Origin of the sequence: Streptosporangium fragile, from assembly GCF_039534445.1 — a bacterium.
In the GTDB taxonomy this organism is placed as follows: Bacteria; Actinomycetota; Actinomycetes; order Streptosporangiales; family Streptosporangiaceae; genus Streptosporangium; species Streptosporangium fragile.
In genome coordinates this window covers 165,048-184,450 of sequence record NZ_BAAAVI010000006.1, presented here as the reverse complement: position 1 = coordinate 184,450, position 19,403 = coordinate 165,048, and the positions used below count along the sequence as shown (strand labels likewise).

General features: G+C 71.3%; 18 protein-coding genes and 1 pseudogene. 9 read left to right on the top strand and 10 right to left on the bottom strand.

All coding sequences use genetic code 11. The features are described from left to right. Window positions 1-85: 85 nt before the first annotated feature. From ABD841_RS06465 to rocD, 5 genes are all read left to right on the top strand, one after another. Window positions 86-1,666 (top strand): CDP-alcohol phosphatidyltransferase family protein, encoded by a 1,581-nt coding sequence (locus tag ABD841_RS06465; RefSeq protein ID WP_344968827.1) that lies wholly within the window; start codon window positions 86-88, stop codon window positions 1,664-1,666. Continuing rightward, window positions 1,663-2,373 (top strand): DUF5941 domain-containing protein, encoded by a 711-nt coding sequence (locus ABD841_RS06460; protein ID WP_344968825.1) that lies wholly within the window; start codon window positions 1,663-1,665, stop codon window positions 2,371-2,373. Before ABD841_RS06465 ends, ABD841_RS06460 begins: the two co-directional genes overlap by 4 nt. Before the next feature lie 205 nt (window positions 2,374-2,578). Beyond that, window positions 2,579-3,076: an Lrp/AsnC family transcriptional regulator gene (locus ABD841_RS06455; RefSeq protein WP_344968824.1), complete on the top strand. Its 498-nt coding sequence runs from the start codon at window positions 2,579-2,581 to the stop codon at window positions 3,074-3,076. 151 nt (window positions 3,077-3,227) lie between these two features. Next, window positions 3,228-4,022, top strand: a complete 795-nt coding sequence (ddaH, locus tag ABD841_RS06450) for a dimethylargininase (RefSeq protein WP_344968822.1) — start codon at window positions 3,228-3,230, stop codon at window positions 4,020-4,022. A 71-nt stretch (window positions 4,023-4,093) separates the two neighbouring features. After that, window positions 4,094-5,305, top strand: coding sequence for an ornithine--oxo-acid transaminase (gene rocD / locus ABD841_RS06445; protein ID WP_344968820.1), 1,212 nt, complete (start codon window positions 4,094-4,096; stop codon window positions 5,303-5,305). A gap of 124 nt (window positions 5,306-5,429) precedes the next feature. Here the strand turns inward: rocD and ABD841_RS06440 are convergent, their stop codons facing one another. After that, window positions 5,430-7,007 (bottom strand): alkaline phosphatase D family protein, encoded by a 1,578-nt coding sequence (locus ABD841_RS06440; protein WP_486389202.1) that lies wholly within the window; start codon window positions 7,005-7,007, stop codon window positions 5,430-5,432. 264 nt (window positions 7,008-7,271) lie between these two features. On the opposite strand from ABD841_RS06440, the gene ABD841_RS06435 reads away from it, so the two are divergent. The 4 genes from ABD841_RS06435 to ABD841_RS06420 all read left to right on the top strand — a co-directional run bounded on the left by ABD841_RS06435 (window position 7,272) and on the right by ABD841_RS06420 (window position 12,219). After that, on the top strand, window positions 7,272-8,546 hold the full coding sequence (locus ABD841_RS06435; protein WP_344968816.1) for a Glu/Leu/Phe/Val family dehydrogenase: 1,275 nt from the start codon (window positions 7,272-7,274) through the stop codon (window positions 8,544-8,546). A gap of 219 nt (window positions 8,547-8,765) precedes the next feature. Then, entirely contained in the window at window positions 8,766-9,626 is an 861-nt protein-coding gene (locus tag ABD841_RS06430; protein WP_344968815.1) for a DUF2382 domain-containing protein, read from the top strand. Window positions 9,627-9,790: 164 nt separating this feature from the next. Continuing rightward, a complete protein-coding gene (locus ABD841_RS06425; RefSeq protein WP_344968813.1) occupies window positions 9,791-11,212 on the top strand; it encodes an APC family permease in 1,422 nt (473 codons plus the stop codon). Next, window positions 11,209-12,219: an acetamidase/formamidase family protein gene (locus tag ABD841_RS06420; RefSeq protein WP_344968811.1), complete on the top strand. Its 1,011-nt coding sequence runs from the start codon at window positions 11,209-11,211 to the stop codon at window positions 12,217-12,219. Before ABD841_RS06425 ends, ABD841_RS06420 begins: the two co-directional genes overlap by 4 nt. A 78-nt stretch (window positions 12,220-12,297) precedes the next feature. Here the strand turns inward: ABD841_RS06420 and ABD841_RS06415 are convergent, their stop codons facing one another. The 9 genes and pseudogenes from ABD841_RS06415 to ABD841_RS06380 all read right to left on the bottom strand — a co-directional run bounded on the left by ABD841_RS06415 (window position 12,298) and on the right by ABD841_RS06380 (window position 19,327). After that, entirely contained in the window at window positions 12,298-13,218 is a 921-nt protein-coding gene (locus ABD841_RS06415) for a Gfo/Idh/MocA family protein (protein WP_344968809.1), read from the bottom strand. 162 nt (window positions 13,219-13,380) lie between these two features. Beyond that, on the bottom strand, window positions 13,381-13,554 hold the full coding sequence (locus ABD841_RS06410; RefSeq protein ID WP_344968865.1) for a WD40 repeat domain-containing protein: 174 nt from the start codon (window positions 13,552-13,554) through the stop codon (window positions 13,381-13,383). A gap of 165 nt (window positions 13,555-13,719) precedes the next feature. Then, a pseudogene (locus tag ABD841_RS06405) lies at window positions 13,720-13,863 on the bottom strand (leucine-rich repeat domain-containing protein); the annotation flags it as partial. Continuing rightward, a complete protein-coding gene (locus ABD841_RS40760) occupies window positions 13,842-13,961 on the bottom strand; it encodes a hypothetical protein (RefSeq protein ID WP_425581952.1) in 120 nt (39 codons plus the stop codon). The pseudogene ABD841_RS06405 and the gene ABD841_RS40760, both read right to left, overlap by 22 nt. Beyond that, window positions 13,940-14,215, bottom strand: coding sequence for a hypothetical protein (locus ABD841_RS06400; RefSeq protein WP_344968807.1), 276 nt, complete (start codon window positions 14,213-14,215; stop codon window positions 13,940-13,942). Before ABD841_RS06400 ends, ABD841_RS40760 begins: the two co-directional genes overlap by 22 nt. 42 nt (window positions 14,216-14,257) lie before the next feature. Further along, window positions 14,258-15,865 carry a tetratricopeptide repeat protein gene (locus tag ABD841_RS06395; RefSeq protein ID WP_344968805.1) on the bottom strand — a complete coding sequence of 536 codons (1,608 nt, stop codon included), beginning with the start codon at window positions 15,863-15,865 and terminating at the stop codon, window positions 14,258-14,260. 214 nt (window positions 15,866-16,079) lie between these two features. Continuing rightward, window positions 16,080-17,681, bottom strand: coding sequence for a tetratricopeptide repeat protein (locus ABD841_RS06390; RefSeq protein WP_344968803.1), 1,602 nt, complete (start codon window positions 17,679-17,681; stop codon window positions 16,080-16,082). Between the two features lie 238 nt (window positions 17,682-17,919). Further along, window positions 17,920-18,864: an NAD-dependent epimerase/dehydratase family protein gene (locus tag ABD841_RS06385; RefSeq protein ID WP_344968801.1), complete on the bottom strand. Its 945-nt coding sequence runs from the start codon at window positions 18,862-18,864 to the stop codon at window positions 17,920-17,922. A gap of 118 nt (window positions 18,865-18,982) precedes the next feature. Continuing rightward, complete coding sequence (locus ABD841_RS06380) at window positions 18,983-19,327, bottom strand: YrdB family protein (protein WP_344968799.1); 345 nt, start codon at window positions 19,325-19,327, stop codon at window positions 18,983-18,985. Window positions 19,328-19,403: the final 76 nt, after the last annotated feature.

Here is a 19,403-nt window from a genome sequence, read left to right as displayed (position 1 = left end):
ACCTAAAACTCACTAAACTTTGGCCCCTGGCGAAATCCCGCCCGCGCTCTACCGCCTCACGCCCGTCTCCGCACGAAAGGGTGCCATGCCCCGCGTGGTCCTGCTGGGCTCATCGCCCAGCCCTGATATCGCTCCCGGCCAGGCGACGCCGCCCGCCGCGCTGACCTTGCCCTCACTTCCCGGCTGCCCCACGGTGATCGGCAAGCTGCACGGCCAGATCGCCTCACTCGACCCGTCGCCGGTGACGATCGTCCGCTCGGGCGACGCGATGGTCCACCGGGGCCTGCCCGGCCGGCTCGTCGAGACCTCCGACCTGGCCGGCGACCTGCGCGCCGTGGCCGACGCCATCGAGAACACCACGGAGAACCTGCTCTTCCTCCCGACGAACTCGCTGATCCACGACGAGCTGATCTACCAGATCACCAAGTCGAAGCGCGGGGCGCTCGCGCTGATCACCAAGGAGCCCCGCGAGGAGGACGAGAACGGCGACGCCATCGTCGCCGACGTCCCGATCGACGAGGCGCTGCCGGAGATCGGCGACCGGCGGCTGGAGGGCCTGCCGGTCCGGGTGCGGGCCCGCAAGTCCCGCGTCATCTCGGTGGGTTCCGCCTTCCACGCGGTGACCCGCCCCAACTCCGTCGCGCTCGGCCCGCTGCACCTGCACCACAAGCACGCGGCGACCCTCGCCGAGGCCTGCCGCGAGCTGGCCGACATGGCCCACCTGCTGGGCCCCGACGACGACCTGGTCCAGCTCCTGATTCTGTGCCTGGTACGGCGGGGCGTCTCGGTCGGCGTCCGCGGTCGCCGCGACCTGTTCTTCCGCCGGCTGACCGACCCGGTGCAGGCCGCCGAGGCGGTCGCCGAGATGTCCACGTTCAACGAGGACCGGGCGCGGCTGAAGAACGCGGTCAAGGGAGCCGACGGCTTCTTCACGACCTACTTCGTCAGCACCTACTCCCGCTACATCGCCCGCTGGGCGGCCAGGCAGGGGCTCACCCCCAACCAGGTCACGCTGATCTCGATCGGCCTGGGCGTGGCGGCGGCCCTGTGCTTCGCCACCGGCCAGCGCGTCGGGATGATCGCCGGCGGTGTGCTGATCTACTTCGCGTTCGTGTTCGACTGCGTGGACGGCCAGCTCGCCCGCTACGCCCGCAAGTTCGGCGTGCTCGGGGCCTGGCTGGACGCCACCTTCGACCGCTTCAAGGAGTACGTGGTCTTCGCCGGCCTGGCGGTCGGCGCGGCGGTCTCCGGCGTGGGCGACGTGTGGGTCCTGGCGCTGATCGCGCTCGGCGTGCAGTCCATCAGGCACCTGCTCGACTTCTCCTACGGCGCGGCGAACCGGCGCAAGCCCCCGTCGCCGCTGCCCTCGGTGCCGCTCTCGATCAGCCCTGACACCGGCCTGCGCCAGGCCCTGGAGCAGCGCAAGATCGCCCGGAGCACCGGTGGGATCCGCGGCCTGCTGAGGATCTGGGGCAAGGCCGGTAAGTACCGCGCCGTCCACTGGGCCCGCAAGATGATCGTGTTCCCGATCGGCGAGCGCTTCGCCGCGATCGCGATCGTCAGCGCCCTGTTCGATGCCAGGGTCACCTTCCTGGTCCTGATCACCTGGGGCGCCGTCGGCGCCGTCTACTCGCTCACCGGCCGCCTGATGAGGTCCCTCGCATGATCACCCAGCCGCAGACCACCCCCCCTGCCCCGGACCCGTACGAGGAGCGGCTGCGCGTGCAGACCGCGCGCCTGCTGGCCTACCGCGACGACGGCCCGCTGGTGACGCTGCTGCGCGACAAGGTCGGGCCGGGGCTGCCGCCGGTGCCCGCCACGCTCGCCGCCCTGTTCGCGATCGTCGCGATGGCGGCGGCCGGGATGCTGGTGAACGGGCCGATCCTGATCGTCCCGGCGCTGATCATGCTCGTGCTGGTGCTGCCCTCCGCGGCCCGCTCGCACCTCGGCAAGCTCGACTGGCTGGTGCCGCCGCTCATCCGGGGCACCGAGTTCCTCGTCGTCATCCTGGTCGGCCTGGCCGCCGAGGCGCCCAAGTGGCTGCTGTTCGTGCTGCTCTACGTGGTCGGTTACCACACCTACGACACGGTCTACCGGACACGGCAGAGCATCTGGCCGGCCCCCTGGGTGTTCCAGGCGGGTCTGGGCTGGGAGCTCCGGCTGCTGCTGATCGGCGCCGGCGCCGCGCTGGGCGTGCTGACCTGGGTGCTGGCCGCGCTCACGCTCTACCTCGGCGTGCTGTTCGCGGTCGAGAGCGTGACGAGCTGGGTGCGCCTGGACAAGGAGTCGGCGCTCGCCCAGGCCGGCGACGACCTGGAGGCCTCCCCCGAGGAGGCCCAGGAGCAGGCCGTCGGCGAGGACCAGCCCACCTGAGCCGAGGAGCCGCCCGATCCGCCCCGGTGTGATCGGAGCGCCCCTTCAGCCCGTCCGTCCGGCCGGTCCGCCGGACGGGCGCCAACCCACCGCCCCGGCACGTCCGGGGCGCCCACCTCGCCCGTGAGCGCGCCCCGGCGCGCCGTACCGGGCGCCGCAGGGCCGCGACGACCGTCGCGGCCCTGCGCGTGTGTTACAAAGCAGCGTGGAACTGGACCAGCTGGATCGTGACATCATCAGGGCGCTCGTCGAGGACGCCCGTGCCACCTACGCGGAGATCGGACACCGGGTGGGGTTGTCGGCGTCGGCGGTGAAGCGCCGCGTCGACCGGCTGCGCGAGACGGGGGCCATCACCGGGTTCACCGCCCGGGTGGAGCCCGCGGCGCTCGGCTGGACCACCGAGGCGTACGTGGAGCTGTTCTGCGCGGGCAAGACCTCGCCGTCGGAGATCGGGGTGGCCGTCAGCCGCCTCCCCGAGGTGGTCTCCGCGTGCACCATCACCGGTGAGGCGGACGCGCTGCTGCACATCCGGGCCACCGACGTGCGGCACGTGGAGAAGGTGATCGAGCGCATCGCGGCGGAGCCGTTCGTGGTGCGCACCAAGAGCTCCATCGTGCTCTCCCGGCTGATCGAGACGCCCCTGGTGACCTCGCGGGACGAACCCTTCATCGGCCCGCACAACGAATCGGCGTTCATCATCTGAAAGACGCAAAAGATCTGCGCCCACGCGCAAAATCAGCCCCTTGGCCTGCGATAACGCCGTTCTTAGGCTGTGGGGGTCGCCATCGCGACGGAACTCGCCGGCGCGATCCGGGCGGCGTCCACCACCACGACGTATCTCTGCGGGGTTATCCATGACGAGGCATTACCTCATGTGCCGGCCTGACCATTTCGCGGTCGAGTACACGATCAATCCGTGGATGGACCCCGAAGCCGGGGCCGACCGCGAGACGGCGATCCGGCAGTGGGAGACGCTCAAGAGCGCCTATGAGGAGCTCGGGCACCGCGTCAGCCTCATCGACCCGGTGGAGGGCCTGCCGGACATGGTCTTCGCCGCGAACGGCGCGCTGGTCGTCGGCGGACGGGTGTACGGGGCGCGGTTCACCCACCCGCAGCGCGCGGCCGAGGGACCGGCGTACCTGAAGTGGTTCACCGACCGCGGCTACGACCGGGTGTACGAGGCGGCCTTCACCAACGAGGGCGAGGGCGACTTCCTCACGCTCGACCGGTTGATCCTGGCCGGGACCGGTTTCCGTACCGACGCCGCCGCGCACCAGGAGGCCCAGGAGTTCCTCGGCCGCCCGGTGGTGACGCTGCAGCTGGTGGACCCGCGCTTCTACCACCTTGACACCGCACTCTTCCCGCTCAACGGGCATAACATTGCATACTTCCCGGGGGCCTTCTCCCGGGGCAGCCAGGAGGTGCTGCGGACCCTCTTCCCCGACGCTGTGATCGCGAACGAGGACGACGCGGCCGTGCTGGGCCTCAACGCGGTGAGCGACGGCAGGAACGTGGTGATCAACGCCGAGGCGGCCGACCTCCAGCTCGAACTCAAGCGTCAGGGCTTCGAGGTCGTCCCGGTGGACCTTTCGGAGCTGCGCAAGGCGGGCGGCGGGCCGAAGTGCTGCACGCTGGAGATCAGGGGATAGAAACCGGGCACATGGTCACGATCATGAGACCGGACGGCACGACCAGAGCACCAAGGAACGGCGAGTAACGGATGACCAGCACGAACGAGCTGATCGAGCTCAGCGAGCGCCGCAGCGCGCACAACTACCACCCGCTCCCCGTCGTGATCCACGAGGCGCAGGGCGCCTGGGTCGTCGACGTGGAGGGCAGGCGGTTCCTGGACTTCCTGTCCGGCTACTCCTCGCTGAACTTCGGACACGGCAACCCGAAGATCATCGAGGCGGCGCAGGCGCAGCTGGCCCGGCTCACCCTGACCAGCCGCGCCTTCTTCCACGACCAGTTCGCCGCCTTCGCCGCCGGGCTGGGCGACCTCACCGGCAAGGACATGGTCCTGCCGATGAACACCGGCGCCGAGGCCGTGGAGACCGCCATCAAGGTGGCCCGCAAGTGGGGTTACGAGGTCAAGGGCGTGGCCGCGGAGCAGGCCAACATCATCGTGATGGAGGACAACTTCCACGGCCGCACCACCACGATCATCAGCTTCTCCACCGATCCGGACGCCCACGACGGCTTCGGGCCGTACACTCCCGGCTTCAGGGTCGTGAAGTACGGCTCGATCGAGGCGATCCGCGAGGCCGTCGACGCCAACACGGTCGCGGTGCTGCTGGAGCCCATCCAGGGCGAGGCCGGCGTGCTGGTGCCGCCGGACGGTTACCTCACCCAGGTGCGGGAGCTGTGCACCGCGGAGAACATCCTCATGATCGCCGACGAGATCCAGTCCGGCCTCGGCCGCACCGGCGACACCTTCGCCTGCGACCACGAGGGCGTCGTGCCGGACATCTACGTGCTGGGCAAGGCCCTGGGCGGCGGTGTCGTCCCGGTCTCGGCGATCACCGCGGACGAGGACGTGCTCGGCGTCATCAAGCCGGGCCAGCACGGCTCCACCTTCGGCGGCAACCCGCTGGCCTGCGCGGTCGCGTGCGCGGTCATCGACCTGCTCCGCACGGGCGAGTACCAGGCGCGGGCCAGGGAACTGGGCGCCGTCCTGCACGAGCGGCTGCGCGGCCTGGTCGGCAAGGGCGTGGTCACCGTACGGGGCCGCGGCCTGTGGGCGGGCGTCGACATCGACCCCTCCCTGGCCACCGGCCGGCAGGTCTCCGAGGCGCTGATGCGCCGCGGCGTCCTGGCCAAGGACACCCACGGCTCGACCATCCGCCTGGCCCCGCCGATCGTCGTCTCCGAGGAGGACCTCGCCTGGGCGGTCGAGCAGCTCGCCGCCGCCCTCGCGGAGTTCTCCGGCTGACCCGGGCGGCGGAGGCCGCGGGAGCCGGCGCGGGATCTCCCGGTGCGGCCCGTGCCCCCGGCGGGGCGCGGGCCGCACCGGCGTCCGACCGGCGCCCGACCGGTGACCGGCGCCCGACCGGCCTCTAGCGGGCCGGGGAGACCTCGGGCAGCTCCACCGTGGTGATCTCCGAGACCTCGGTGGCGGTCGCGGTGTCCCAGCGGGCCGAGACGGAACCGTCCCCCAGGGACAGGACGGCGATCGCGTTGGAGAACCACGGACCGTTGGTGATCCGCCACTTGAACAGGGGCCTGGGGATCCTCGCCAGGCGGGCGACCCAGCCGCCGACCAGGGTGGCGATGCCGAACTGGGCGACGATGTTGGCCAGGCGGAGGGTGCGGCTCAGCGGGTTGCGGATCGGCGAGCACACCAGCTGGTAGATGGGGAGCCTGTTCGCCTTGGCGACGTAGGAGTAGTGCACGTCGCCGGAGAGGATGATCACCGGCCTGCCGAGCCCGGCCAGCAGCCTGGACAGGTCGTCGAAGGAACGGCGGAAGGCGGACCAGTGCTCCAGGTCGACCGCCTGACGGAGCACCTCCGACCAGCGGGCCGCCGTCCTCCCCCACGCGCCCCGGGCCAGGGCCTCGTTCCAGGTCTGGATGTGGTGGATGCCCGCGGGCAGCAGGAACGGCACCGACGAGCCGATCACGAAGCGCTCCGCGCCATCCCGGCGGAGCTGCTCGGTGAGCCATTCCCACTCCACCGGGTCGATCATGCGCCGGTCGGCGGGGTCGAGCTGCCGGGAGCACCGGGAGTCGAGCATGATCAGGCGGGTGTCGCCGAGGTCCCGGGCATAGCTCCACCGGCTGTCGGCGGGGACCTGGTAGGCGTGCTCGGCGAACGCGTCGACGATGTGGGCCGCGTCGCCCTCCGCGGCGCACACCTTGGTGAGCACCTCGTCCGCGGCGCGATCCCGGGGCGACAGGTTGCCCAGGTGCTGGTAGACCCAGTAGGCGCCGAGCCCGGCGACCACCCGCCGCCGCCACCAGGGCACCCCGTCCATCTGCTCGCGCCAGGTGGCGGAGGTGTTGAAGTCGTCCCGCAGGTCGTGGTCGTCGAAGATCATCGCGGTGGGCACGGTCGAGAGCAGCCAGCGGATCTCCGGATCGGTCCACGCCTGCCGGTACAGCTCGGCGTACTCCTCGAAGTCGACGACCTCGCCCTGCGGCTCCTCGTCCCTGCGGTTCCTGATGAACTCCAGCATGCCGGCGGACGGCTCGTCGGCGTAGACCTGGTCGCCGAGGAGGAGCAGCAGGTCGGGCCAGCGGTCCTCGGGCAGCTCCATCAGGCTGCAGCCGTAGGCGCGCAGCACGTCCACCCCGTGCGAGAGGGTGTGGAGCGTGTCGTGCGGCACGCTGGTCCGGCAGGAGCCGAACAGCACCCTCCTCGGTCCGCCGGGACCGAGGAGACGGATACGGCTGGGCGGGTGGTCCGGCAACGGCCAGACGGTCTCCCCGTCCAGGGTGACCCGGTAGGTCCCGCCGCCCTCCACGTCGACGAGCGCGTAGTGGTGGCCGTGCACGGTGAACGTCCGCGCCGCCGAACGCACCTCGCCGGCCTCGACCACCACCTCGCACGGCTCACTGGTCTCCAGCCACACCGACGCGCTCGTCTCATCCACATAACGGAGCATCGGCCCGACGACAAGTTCCGGCACGTCCATCCCCTCAGCCACTCCACAACGGCGGGCACCCCACCCGGGAACTGCCATATTGGCGCATTCCCCGCAGAGTGCCCGGAAGCTCACCTTGATAACACCACATCCCCCCAGAAGCGGGGGAACACCCAAAAGTCGGTCATATGAAGGTCAGTCACCAGAACGAAACACGGTCCTCCCCTGCGGGCAAAGAACCGCGCCTAACCTGATCATGGCTAACCGCCCCGAGCGGAGCAACGGCGCTCCGCTCAACGTACGGAGGTTTCTTTCATGACGCTCACGGTGCCGTCGACGACGCCGGCGACCATCGTCCCCCCGGGCCGGCAGGCCCTCGACTCCGCGCTGTTCCGGCTCGACGAGGCGGCCGGCCGCCTCGGCCTCGACGACGGCCTGCGCACCATGCTCGCCACCCCGCGCCGCTCGCTGAGCGTCTCGGTGCCGGTCCGCCGCGAGAACGGCCGGATGGAGGTGGTGCAGGGCTTCCGAGTCCAGCACAACACCGCCCGCGGCCCGGCCATGGGCGGCATCCGCTTCCACCCCGGCACCGACATCGACCGGACCACCGCGCTGGCCATGGCGATGACTTGGAGGTGCGCGCTGGTCGGCATCCCGTACGGCGGCGCCGCGGGCGGCCTCCGCGTGGCCCCGGCCGAGCTGACCGGACGCGAGCTGGAGCGGCTCACCCGCCGCTACGTCGGCGAGATCCTGCCGGTCATCGGTCCCGAGAAGGACATCCCCTCCCCCGACGCCGGCGCCGACGAGCGGGCCATGGCCTGGATCCTGGACGGCTACTCGGCCGGCGGCTACCCGGCACCCGGAACGGTGACCGGGATGGCGGGCGGGCTGGCGACCGGCGGGCGAGCCGACGCCACCGGCCGCGGCCTGGCGATCGCCACGCTGAAGGCCCTGCCCGGCTCCCCCGAGGGCCGCACCGTCGCGGTCCAGGGCTTCGGCCGGGTCGGCGCCTCCGCCGCCCGCCACCTCGCGAGCGCGGGCTGCCGCGTGGTCGCGGTCTCCGACGGCACCGGGGCCGTGGCCGACGCCTCCGGCCTGGACGTCGACGCCCTGCTGGCCTGGGCGGAGGAGAGCGGCGGCGTGCGCGGCCACCGGCGCGCCGACGCCCTGCCCCCGGAGGACCTGCCGGAGCTCGACGTGGACGTGTTCGTCCCCGCCGCCCCGGAGGTGGCGATCACCGCGGAGAACGCCCCGCGGATCAGGGCCCGCCTGGTCGTGGAGGCCGCCAACGGCCCCGTCACCCCGGAGGCCGACGCGATCCTCGCCGACGCGGGCACCGTCGTGGTCCCCGACATCCTGGCCAACGCGGGCGGAGTGATCGTCTCGTATCTGGAGTGGGTGCAGAACCTGCAGGCCTGCTCCTGGAGCGCGCACGAGACCGGCGCGAGGCTGCGCCGCCTGATGGCGGAGACCGTGGCCGCGATCTCGGCGGTCTCGGCCGAGCACGGGATCACCCTGCGCCAGGCCGCCTACATGATCGGCGTCGGCCGCGTCGCCGAGGCTCACCGCCTGCGCGGCCTGTGCTCCTGAACCTCTCGGTTCCCGCGGCCCCGCGCCCGTACGGCCCCGGGCCGGGGCCCGGGGCCCGCGGCCGTGAAACCGCCGCCCGGTTATCGGGCGGCGGCCGGCCACTCACCCCGCCAGAAAAAATGCTATTTATCAGGAGTTGAGCACTTTATCCACTAAGTCTGGTTTTCCGGACGTCTCTCGCGGTATGGCAGTCGAGGCTTTCACCTGGAAGGAGACAGCATGATCACGCGAGAGCAGATTCCGATGGTCATCGACCACCCGCTGTACGACCGCGACGGCGACAAGGTCGGCGAGATCAAGCACGTGTACCTCGACGACGCCACCGGCCGCCCCGAGTGGCTGTGCGTGAAGACCGGCTTCTTCGGGATGAAGGAGACCTTCGTCCCGATCCGCGACGCCAACGTGGTCGAGGACCACGTCGAGGTCGGCTACGACAAGGCCCGCATCAAGAACGCCCCGAACGTCGACGTCGAGGCGGGCGGGCACCTGTCGGCGGAGGAGGAGCGCGAACTCTACCGCTACTACGAGCTCAGCTGGGAGGAGGCCTGGCAGCAGGCCAACGAGCCCGGCGAGAGCGGCTGGGCCCACACCGGCGGCCTGCGGGAGCAGGAACGCCTCGGGCGCGGGGGCGAGACCCTCGCCGGCGACGCGATGGCCGGCGAGACCGCCATGACGGGCCGCGGCACCACGTCCGGCGACGCGATGACCCGGTCGGAGGAGCACCTGCGGGCCGGCACCGAGACCCACACGACGGGCCGGGCGCGGCTGCGCAAGTACGTGGTCACCGACGAGGAGCAGGTCACCGTACCGGTCACCCGGGAGGAGGTCCGCATCGAGCGCGAGCCGATCACCGAGGCCAACCTGGACCAGGCGATGAGCGGCCCGGAGATCACCGAGTCCGAGCACGAGGTGACGCTGCACGAGGAGCGGCCGGTGGTCACCACCGAGACCGTCCCGGTCGAGCAGGTCCGGATGACCAAGGACGAGGTCACCGAGAACCAGACCGTCTCCGGGCAGGTCCGCAAGGAGCGCATCGACGTCGAGGGGGACGTCGACGACGACCCGCGTCGCATGCGCTGAGCCCGGAGGCACCTCGGCGGGCCGGAACCGGGCGCTGGACGGCGCCCGGCTCCGGCCCCGTCATTTTCCGGCAAAGGTTTCGGTGAAGGCTCTTTCCCATGAAGCCCCGGGCCCTGGGTACGGCTGCACCTACTTCGAGAGGCCCTCTTCGAGGAGGCGGTGCCGTGACCACCGAGCCTTCCCTTGAGCAGTTCGGCTACCAGCAGGAACTCCGCAGGTCCCTGAGCTTCACCGACCTGCTCGTGTACGGCCTGATCTTCATGGTGCCGATCGCGCCGTTCGGCATCTTCGGCGGCGTCTTCCAGGCCTCCGGCGGCATGGTCGCCCTCGCCTACGCCATCGGCATGGTCGCGATGGCCTTCACCGCCCTGTCGTACGCGCAGATGGCCCGCGCGTTCCCGATGGCCGGTTCCGTCTACACCTACGCCGGCCGTGGCATCGCGGTCCCCGTCGGGTTTCTGGCCGGGTGGGTGATCCTGCTCGACTACGTGCTGGTGCCCGCCCTGCTCTACCTCGTGGCGAGCGCGGCGATGGCGTCGTTCGTGCCCTTCATTCCGGTCTGGGGATGGCTGGTGGCGTTCGTGGCGCTGAACACGATCGTGAACTACGCGGGCATCCAGATGACCGCGCGGGTCACGAAGATCATGCTGGTCGGCGAGCTCATCGTCCTGGCGATCTTCATCGTGATCGGACTGGCCGCCATCGCCCGGGGCAGGGCGCAGGCTGGCGCGCTCAGCCCGCTGTTCGATCCCTCGACGTTCTCCTGGCCGCTCGTCTTCGGCGCGGTCTCGATCGCGGTCCTGTCCTTCCTCGGCTTCGACGGCATCTCGATGCTGGCCGAGGAGAGCCGGGAGACCGCCCGGCGGCTGGGTGCCTCGATGGTCGCCGCGCTGGTCCTCGCCGGGGTGCTGTTCATCGCCCAGACCTGGGTCGCCGCGCTGCTCACCCCCGGCCGGAGCCGGCTGCTGGCCGAGGGCGACCCGAAAGGCAGCGCCTTCTACGACATGGCCGCGTTCGCGGGAGGTCCCTGGCTGGGGGTGCTCACCGCGGTGGCCACCGCCATCGCCTGGGGCTTCGCCAACTCCCTTGTCGCCCAGGCGGCCACCTCCCGCCTGCTGTTCGCCATGGCCCGCGACCGCCAGCTCCCCCACTTCCTGGCCAGGGTCGACGCCAAACACCGGGTGCCGGTCAACGCCACCCTCATGGTCGCCGCCATCTCCCTGGTCGTCGGCCTCTACCTGACCACCCGAGAGGACGGCATCCCGCTGATCAGCAGCCTGGTCAACTTCGGCGCGATGAGCGCCTTCCTCGCACTGCACGTCTCGGTGGTCGTCCACTACGTCGTACGCGGCGGCAGCCGCGACTGGTGGCGGCACCTGATCGCCCCGGTCATCGGCTTCGCGATCCTCGTCTACGTCGTGATCAACGCCAGCATCGCGGCCCAGACGCTGGGGTTGCTCTGGCTCGGCATCGGACTGGTCCTGCTCGCCGTCTCCTACGCGTCGGGCCACCGGCCCACCCTGGCCGGGCTCACCGACGCCCCGGAACCGTCCGGTGCGCCCGATCACCACGGCGGTGCGCGATGAACCTCGTCTCCTACCGCCCGAAGCCCGAGGATCTCGCCTACACCTTCGGCGGACGGCCCGCCGTGGCCGGGATCCAGCCGGGCACGATCGTCGAGATGTACACCGAGGACTGCTTCGCCGGCCGGGTCACCTCGGTCGACGACCTGCCCTCGCGGGTCTGCGACTTCCCCTACCTCAACCCGGTGACGGGCCCTTTCCACGTGGAGGGCGCCGAACCCGGCGACACGCTGGCGCTGCACCTCGTCTCCGTCGAACCCGCCAGGGACTGGGCGGTCTCCACCACGTTCCCGCACTTCGGCGCGCTGACCGGCACCCACACCACCGCCATGCTGACCCCACCGCTGGACGAGGTCGTCTGGCTCTACGACGTGGACGTCGCCGCCGGGGTGGTCCGCTACCACGCCCGCAGGAGCGACTTCACCGCGGAGCTCCCGCTCGACCCGATGCACGGCACGGTCGGCGTCGCGCCCGGGGCGTCCGAGGCCCGGATGACCATCACCCCGGACGCCCACGGCGGCAACATGGACTCCCCCGAGCTGCGCGCCGGAGTGACCGTCTACCTGGGGGTCAACGTCTCCGGCGGACTGTTCGCGATCGGCGACGGGCACGCCCGCCAGGGGCACGGCGAGGTGTGCGGCACGGCCGTCGAGGCGGCGATGAACACCGTCGTCGCGGTGGAGCTGATCAAGGGTGTGATCACCCCGTGGCCCCGGATGGAGGACGACACCCACCTCATGTCGACCGGCTCGGCCCGCCCGCTGGAGGACGCCTACCGGATCAGCCAGCACGACCTGGTCACCTGGGCCGCCTACCTCACCGGCCTGGACGTCCTGGACGCCTACCAGCTGGTCAGCCAGATCGGCGAGGCCCCGGTCGGCAACGTCTGCGACACCAACTACACGATGGTCGCCCGGCTCCCCAAGTCCGTCCTCGGCGGACCGGCCGTCTACGAGTCGGCCCACGACCGGCTGCGCGCGCTGGGCCGGGAGTACCTGGCCCAGCGCTGACCCACCGCGCCGTCGCACCGTCGAGTCGTCGTGCCGCGGATGGGACCGGCCGGGACGAGCCCGCCCTGACGATCGCCCTCAGACGGGGTCGTACCCGGCCGAGGTCTCCCCCGCCGCGCAGGCGGCGACGACGTCCTCGCAGATCGCGTGGGTCACCAGGGCGTCTCCGGCGTCGACGACGGTGCCGGAGCGGACGGCGTCCAGGAACTCCAGGCAGGCGCCCTCGATGCCGCGCTGCCGGGAGACCGGGGTCCAGTCGCCGCGGCGGGTCAGGGTCTCGCCGCCGGAGTGGTCGATCACGTCGGCCAGGTTCACCACCCGGCGCTTGACGTCACCGCCCATGACCTCCACGGTCTCCTCGGCGCTGCCGCTCACCCTGCTCATGATGCCGAACGCGGCGAAACCGTCACCGGAGAGCTCCAGCGTCACGTGCTCCAGCAGGCCGTCGACGACCCGGGTCCGGATGCCGGTGTGCTTTATTTCGCCGGGAACCAGGAACCTGAGGGTGTCGACGACGTGGATGAAGTCGTCGTAGACGACGATCCGCGGGTCGTCGGGGTGGCGTACCCGGTGCTTCTGCATCACCACCAGGTCGCGGGGAAGCTCGCGCAGGGCCGCGTAGGACGGGGCCCTGCGGCGGTTGAAGCCGACGAACAGCGAGCGCTCCGCCTCGCGCGCCAGCCGCACCAGGCGCTCGCACTCGGCGAAGGTGTAGGCGATCGGCTTGTCCAGGTAGACGTGGACGCCCGCCCGCAGCAGCGGCTCGACGACCTCCACATGAGCCCCGGTCGCCGTGTGCACGAAGGCCGCCCCGACCCCCGCCTCCAGCACGTCGGCCACCGAGGTGAACCGGTGCCCGACGCGGTAGGCGTCACCGATCCGGTCGAGCGTGGCGCGGTCGCGGGTGCACAGGTGGAGGTCGAGCCCGGGTGTCGCGCCGAGGACCGGCAGGTACGCCTTCTCCGCGATGTCCCCCAGGCCGATGACAGCGATCTTCATGCTCCGAGCGTACGGCGCGCGCCGCCCGGCGCCACGTGGGTACCGCGTCCGGCACCCCGGCAACCGACGCCTCGGTGACCGGTGACCGGCCGTACCGCGGTGCCGTCACTGCCATCCGCGCGCCACCGGCGGCGGACGCCCCGCCGGAGACGCGATCGTCCACTACGGCTCGTGGGGTGCCCGGACCCACAGTCGTGTGGTCCCGTCGGCGCCGCCGGTGGCCAGCAGGTGGCCGCCGGGATGGAAGGCCAGCGCCCGCACCAGGTGCTCCACCTGCGGCCAGCTGGGCAGAAACCGGCAGTGCAACACCGTGTGCACCGTGGTCGGACCGACCATGTCCGCCTCGCCCGACTGCTCGTTGATCCGCACCGGCCAGGTCGTGCAGGCCCGGCCGCTGTCGCGATACAGCTCCCGCAACCGGGCGCGCAACACCTGCAAGGCGACCTCGGCGGCGGAGAGGTCCCTGCGCCGCTCGGGCAGCGCGGTCACCTGGTTACCACGCACGTTCAGCCAGGTGAGCCAGGGAAGGCTCCCCAGCGACTCGGGCAGCGCGGTCAGCCGGTTGTTCCGCAGATCGAGCTTTCCGAGACTGGTGAGACCTCCCAACGACCCGGGCAACACGGTCAGCTCGTTGTTCCGCACGTTGAGCCCATAGAGATCGGTGAGACCCCCAGCGACTCGGGCAGCGTGGTCAGCAGATTGTTCTCCAGATCGAGCCTGGTCAGGCCCGAGAGGTCGCCCAGCGACTCCGGCAGGACGGTGAGCTGACTGTTCCGCAGGTCAAGATCTTGGAGGCCGTGAGACTTCCCAAGGACTCGGGCAGCGCAGTCAACCGGTTACCGCGCAGGTTGAGTTCGGTCAGGTGGGTGAGGTCGCCGAGCGATTCGGGCAATGCCTTCAGGCCGAACCCGGACAGGTCGAGCGTGGTCGTCCCGTCGCGCAGGCACCCGGCGATTCGCGCGACGGCGGTCGCCCAGCCGGTCTCGGAGCCCGTCATGATCTCTCTCCTCGAAGTTGCTCACATGCCCCGGCGCTCACCTCACGCCGTACCACCGCGGCTTTCCAGCAGCCGGGCGGCCTCGTCGTGCCTGCCGACCTTGGTCAGGCATTCGGCGAGGTGATGGAACGCGTGCAGCCAGTCGTCCAGGTGAGCCGTGGGCCGCAGGAGGAACAGTCCCTGATGAGCCCACAGGGCCTTCTCCAGCACGGGCACGGCGTCACCGGGCCGGCCCAGTCTGTCGTACGTCAGGCCGAGGTTGGACAGGCAGCGGGCCAGTCCGGGGAGGAAACGCTCCCTGTCCACCTTGATGAGCTCCCAGTGGATGGCGACGGCCTCTTCCTCGACGGCCGGGAGATCCTCGAAACGCTCCAGCGCCACGAGCGCCGACTCCAGGCTGTGCAGCACCTTGGCCAGTTCGGGGAGGAAACGCCCCGGGTCGACCTCGGTCAAGGTACGGCACTCGTACGCGGCCATCGACGCGACGACCTCGGCATCGCCGAACTGTTCCGCCTGCAGGAGCAGGACGCTGAAGCTCCACATGGAGCGGACGAAGTCCAGCATGAAACGCTCCGGATCGGCCTTGGCCAGTTCCTGGCGGATGCTGACGGCCTCGCGAAGCACCTTCAGAGCGTCATCGATCCTGTCCTGCGCCGAGCGCACGTTGCCGAGGTTGATCAGAGCGCGGGCGTAACCCGGCAGGTGGCGCATGGGGTCTGCGGGGACGAGCACCTGGTAGTAGGCGACGGCCTCCTCCAGCGCGGTCGCGGCCTCGTCCAGCCGTCCCAGCTTGGTCAACGTCAGGCCCAGGTTCGACAGCGCCGAGCCCTTGCCCTCGTGAATGGCGAGGATCTGCGGGCTGTACGGGTCACGCTGGGCGGCCAGGACCTCGTCGAAGGTGCCGGCGGACTCCCGGAGCAGAGGCACCGCCTCGTCGAGACGGCCCACCTCCATGAGCGTCACCCCCAGCTCGCCCACGACGAGGGCCAGCTCGTACGTGGGCCGGCCGGACCCGGCCTCGGCCAGCCGCCGATGCACGGCGACGGACTCCCCGATCACGGGCAGAGCCTCGCCGTACCGGCCCAGCTCCGTGAGCACCGCGTCCAGCTTGTTCAGGGACTCGGCCAGGTCGGGCAGGAAGTTCTCCGGGTCGGCGGCGGCCAGCCCGCGCCGGACGTCGACGGACTCCCGCAACGCGGACATGGCCCCGTCGTACCGGCCCAGGCCGAACAGCGCCCAGCCCAGCCCGTTCAGCACCGTGCCCAGGGCGTCCAGCAGCCGGGGGAGCCGGGCGTCGTCCCGATGTTCCGGGGCGGCCGCCAGCTCCCGGAAGAGGGCCGCGGACTCCTCCCACGCGGTCACGGCCTCCTCGTCCCGGTCCAGGGCGTCCAGCAGCCCGCCCAGCTCCATCAGGGCGGGGGCGAGTCCGAGGAGGTGCGGGTCACGGTCCATCTCGACCGACTGCCGGTGGGCGTCGACGGACTCCCGGAAGGCGGACAGCGCCTCGTCGTACCGCTCCAGCTCGATCAGCGCCTTGCCCAGCTCCGACAGGGCATGCCCCAGGTACGGCAGGTGTCCCGCCGGGTCGGTCTCGGCACCTTCCCGGTGCGTATCAACCGCTTCCCGGTACCGGCTGAGCTGCTCTTCCAACGTCCATCTCCTTGTTCACGGCGTATCCCGCGACGGACACGGCGGCAGGCGGCCCGCCGCGCTCCCGTCAGACGGTCCCCGCCATCGGGTTACTCGTCCGGCCCGCACGGCGCTCCGGCGGGAGCACGCGTAACGGCCCAGCCGCAACGGCGACCCCGGACGATCAGCTAAAAACGAAAGTCACACAAAACATGACGAACCACCGGGCCGGTGCTCAGCTCGCCCCGAACGTCGCCAGCTCCTCCCGCACCTGGGCGGCGACGTCGTGCTTGCCGACCGCGGTCAGGCAGTCGGCGAAGTGGCGGAGCGCACGCAGATAGTCGTCCGTGTGATCCGTGGGCCGGTGGGAGAACAGCTGCCGGTACGCCCAGACGGCCTTCTCCAGCACGGGCACGGCGTCACCGGGCCGGCCGAGATGGCTGTGCAGCGCGCCGTGGTTGAACAGGCACCGGGCCAGGTCGGGCAGGAAACGGCCGGTGTCCGCCTTGACGAGTTCCCAGTGGACGGCGACGCCCTCCTCCTGCACGGGCAGGACCTCGTCGAGACGCCCCAGTTCCACGTACATCGCCTCCAGGCAGCCCAGGGCGTCGGCCAGGCCGGGGAGGAAACGTCCCGGGTCGATCCGGGTCAGGCCCCGGTACATGGAGACGGCCGTTCTCGCCACGGTCTCGGCGTCGTCGAACTGTCGCACCTTCGCGAGCGCCACCCCCAGGTCGATCAGGGAGGAGGCGTAGTCCGGCAGGAAGCGTCCGGCGTCGGCCTCGGCCAGTTCCTTGCCGAGGCGGGCGGCCTCGCGGAACGCGGACAGGGCGTCGTCGCGCCGGTCCTGCGCCGAGAGCGCCTTGCCGAGCTTGTTCAGGGTGCCCATCAGGGGCGGCGCGAAGCGTTCGGGGTCGGCGGCGGCCAGCTCCCGCTGGACGTCGACGGCCCTCCACAGCGCGTGAACGGCCTCGTCGAGCCGTCCCAGACGGCGCAGGGTCATGCCCAGGACGGCCAGCGTCGCACCCTTGATCTCCCCGGTGGCGCGGGCCTGCGGGCCGTGCTGGGCGGCCGGCACCTCGCCGTAGGAGTCGACGGCCTCCTGGAGCAGGGGTACGGCCTCGTCGAGGCGGTCCGCCTTCGCGAGCTCCACCCCCATGTCGCCCACGGCGCGGGCGAGTGCGAAAGCGTGCCGGTCGGGGGCGATCTCGGCCAACCAGCGGTGGACGGCGACGGCCTCCTCGGCCACGGGCAGGGTCTCACCGCCCCGGCCCCGTTCCACGAGCACCGCCTTGAGCTTGTCCAGAGATCCGGCCAGATCAGGCAGATGCTCCTCCGGGTCGGCCGCGACCAGGCTCCGCTGGACGTCGGCGGCCTCTCCCAGCGCGGACACGGCCTCGTCGTACCGGCCCAGGCGGGCCAGCACCGACCCCAGCTCGTACAGCGCCGAGCCCAGGGCGCCCAGCACCAGAGACCGGGGATCGTCCGGGTAGACGAGGACGTCCGCCAGCTCCCGGCAGAGGGCGGCGGTTTCCTCCCACACGAGCACGGCCTCCTCGTCCCGGTCCAGGGCCGACAGCAGCGCGGCCGACTGGGACAGGGCGGGGGCGAGCTTGATCGCGTACCGGCTGCGGTCCGTCTCGGCCAGCCGCCGGAGAACCGCGACGGACTCCTGAACGGCGGATAGCGCCTCGTCGAGCCGCCTCAGCTCGATCAGCGCCCCGCACAGGCCGGCCAGGGCCCCGGCCAGGAGCGGCAGGTGCTCCCCCGGGTCGGTTTCCGAACCTTCCCGGTGGAGGGCGACCGCCTCCCGATACCGGCTGAGCGGCTCGTCCAACGCCCGTCCCCCGTTTCTCCGGCGTCTCCCGCGACGGGCGCGGCGGGCGCGACGGTCCGCCGCGCTCCCCGTCAGACAGCCCCGTCGTCCGGTTGTTCGTCCGGCCCGCACGCCACTCCGGCGGGAGCGCGTGAGGACCTCGTACAACGGCCGAGGCTAGAGTCAGGAACTTGTGAACAGCTTGTAGATCATTGGAGATCACCCCGGCCGCGCGACCACCCGCCGTACCGCCCGCCGTTCAGGCCGCCACCGCCAGGCGCTCGCGCCACCACGCGACCGTCGCGGCCAGTGCCTCGTCCATCGGGGTCGGCTCCATCCCGAAGGTGGACCGGAAGTCGGTGGAGTCGAGGACGAAGGGGCGTACGAACTGGTAGCGCAGCTCCTCCAACTCACCGATGAACGGCGAGAACACGCCCGCGGTGCGCAGAAGCCAGTGGGGCATGGCCTTGACCCCGGGGTTCGGCACGCCGGCGAGCGCGCACAGGCGCTCGGTGATCTCGCGCACCGTCATCGGGTCGTCCGTCGGGACGTGCCAGGCCCGTCCCCAGGCGCGCTCGTCCTCCCCCACCACGGCCAGGGCCCGCGCGACGTCGGGCGCGTACGTCCAGCTGTGCGGCTGGGCGGGGTCACCCGCGAAGCGGGCGGACCTGCCGGACAGAAGCTTGGGGACGAACCTCTCCCCCAGGTGCGACTGGTCGAGGCAGCCCGGCCCGAAGTAGTCGGACGCGCGCACCTCGGTCACCCGGACCCGGCCGGCCCGGTGCGCGGCCAGGGCGTCCTGCCAGAGGCGGACGCGGATCGCGCCCTTGGCGCTGGGCGGGGTGAGCGGGTCGTCCTCCTTCATCGGCGCGTCAGGGGCGGCGTAGACGTAGAGGTTGCCGAGGATGACGTATCCGGCGCCGGTGGCCTCGGCGGTCGCCAGCAGTGAGTCCGCCATCGGCGGCCAGTCGCTCGCCCAGCGGTGGTAGGGCGGGTTGACGCAGTTGTAGAGGACGGCGGCGTCCCGGGCCAGGCCGGTCATCCGCTCCCGGTCGGCCGCGTCGGCGGCGACCTTGCGGATCCCGGGCAGTTCGGGCCCCGATCCCGACCGGCTGACCAGGACCACCTCGTGTCCCTGCCCGGCGAGAATCCTGGCGAGGTGGGTGCCGATCTGCCCCGCTCCCGCGATGACGTGCTTGGCCATGGTTGTTCTTCCTTCCACTACGTTGAGGGGACCGCTTTCCGGGACGCCGCCCGGTGCGGTTTGCCTGCCGGGACGCCGCCCGGTGCGGTTTGCCTGCCGGGGCGCCGCCCGGTGCGGGTCACTGCTTCCAGACGATCCGCAGGACGGCGTTGACGACGAAGACCGCGGCGAAGGCGACTCCGGGGACGACCCGGCCCGCCGCGACCAGGGCCGTGGCGCCGCCACCGAACCACAGGACTTCCAGGACCACCCGGGCGAACCCGGTAAGCGGGATCACCGGGTCGTTGGCCGCGCCGAAGACCGCCCAGACCGCGACGAACAGCGCGGGCCCGCCGAGCCCGAGGAGCAGCCTCACCGGCCAGGTCTGCCCTGCCGTGAAGCCCCAGATGCCGGCCGAGGCCAGCACGCCCAGCTCCAGCAGGAACGTCACCAGGAGGTTGACGTTCTTGGCCAGCGACACCATGGGCACTCCTCGGAGATTGCCGTTCTCGTTCGAGAGCAATGCTCTCTTCAAAGAGCATCGTCCGTCAAGAGCAGTG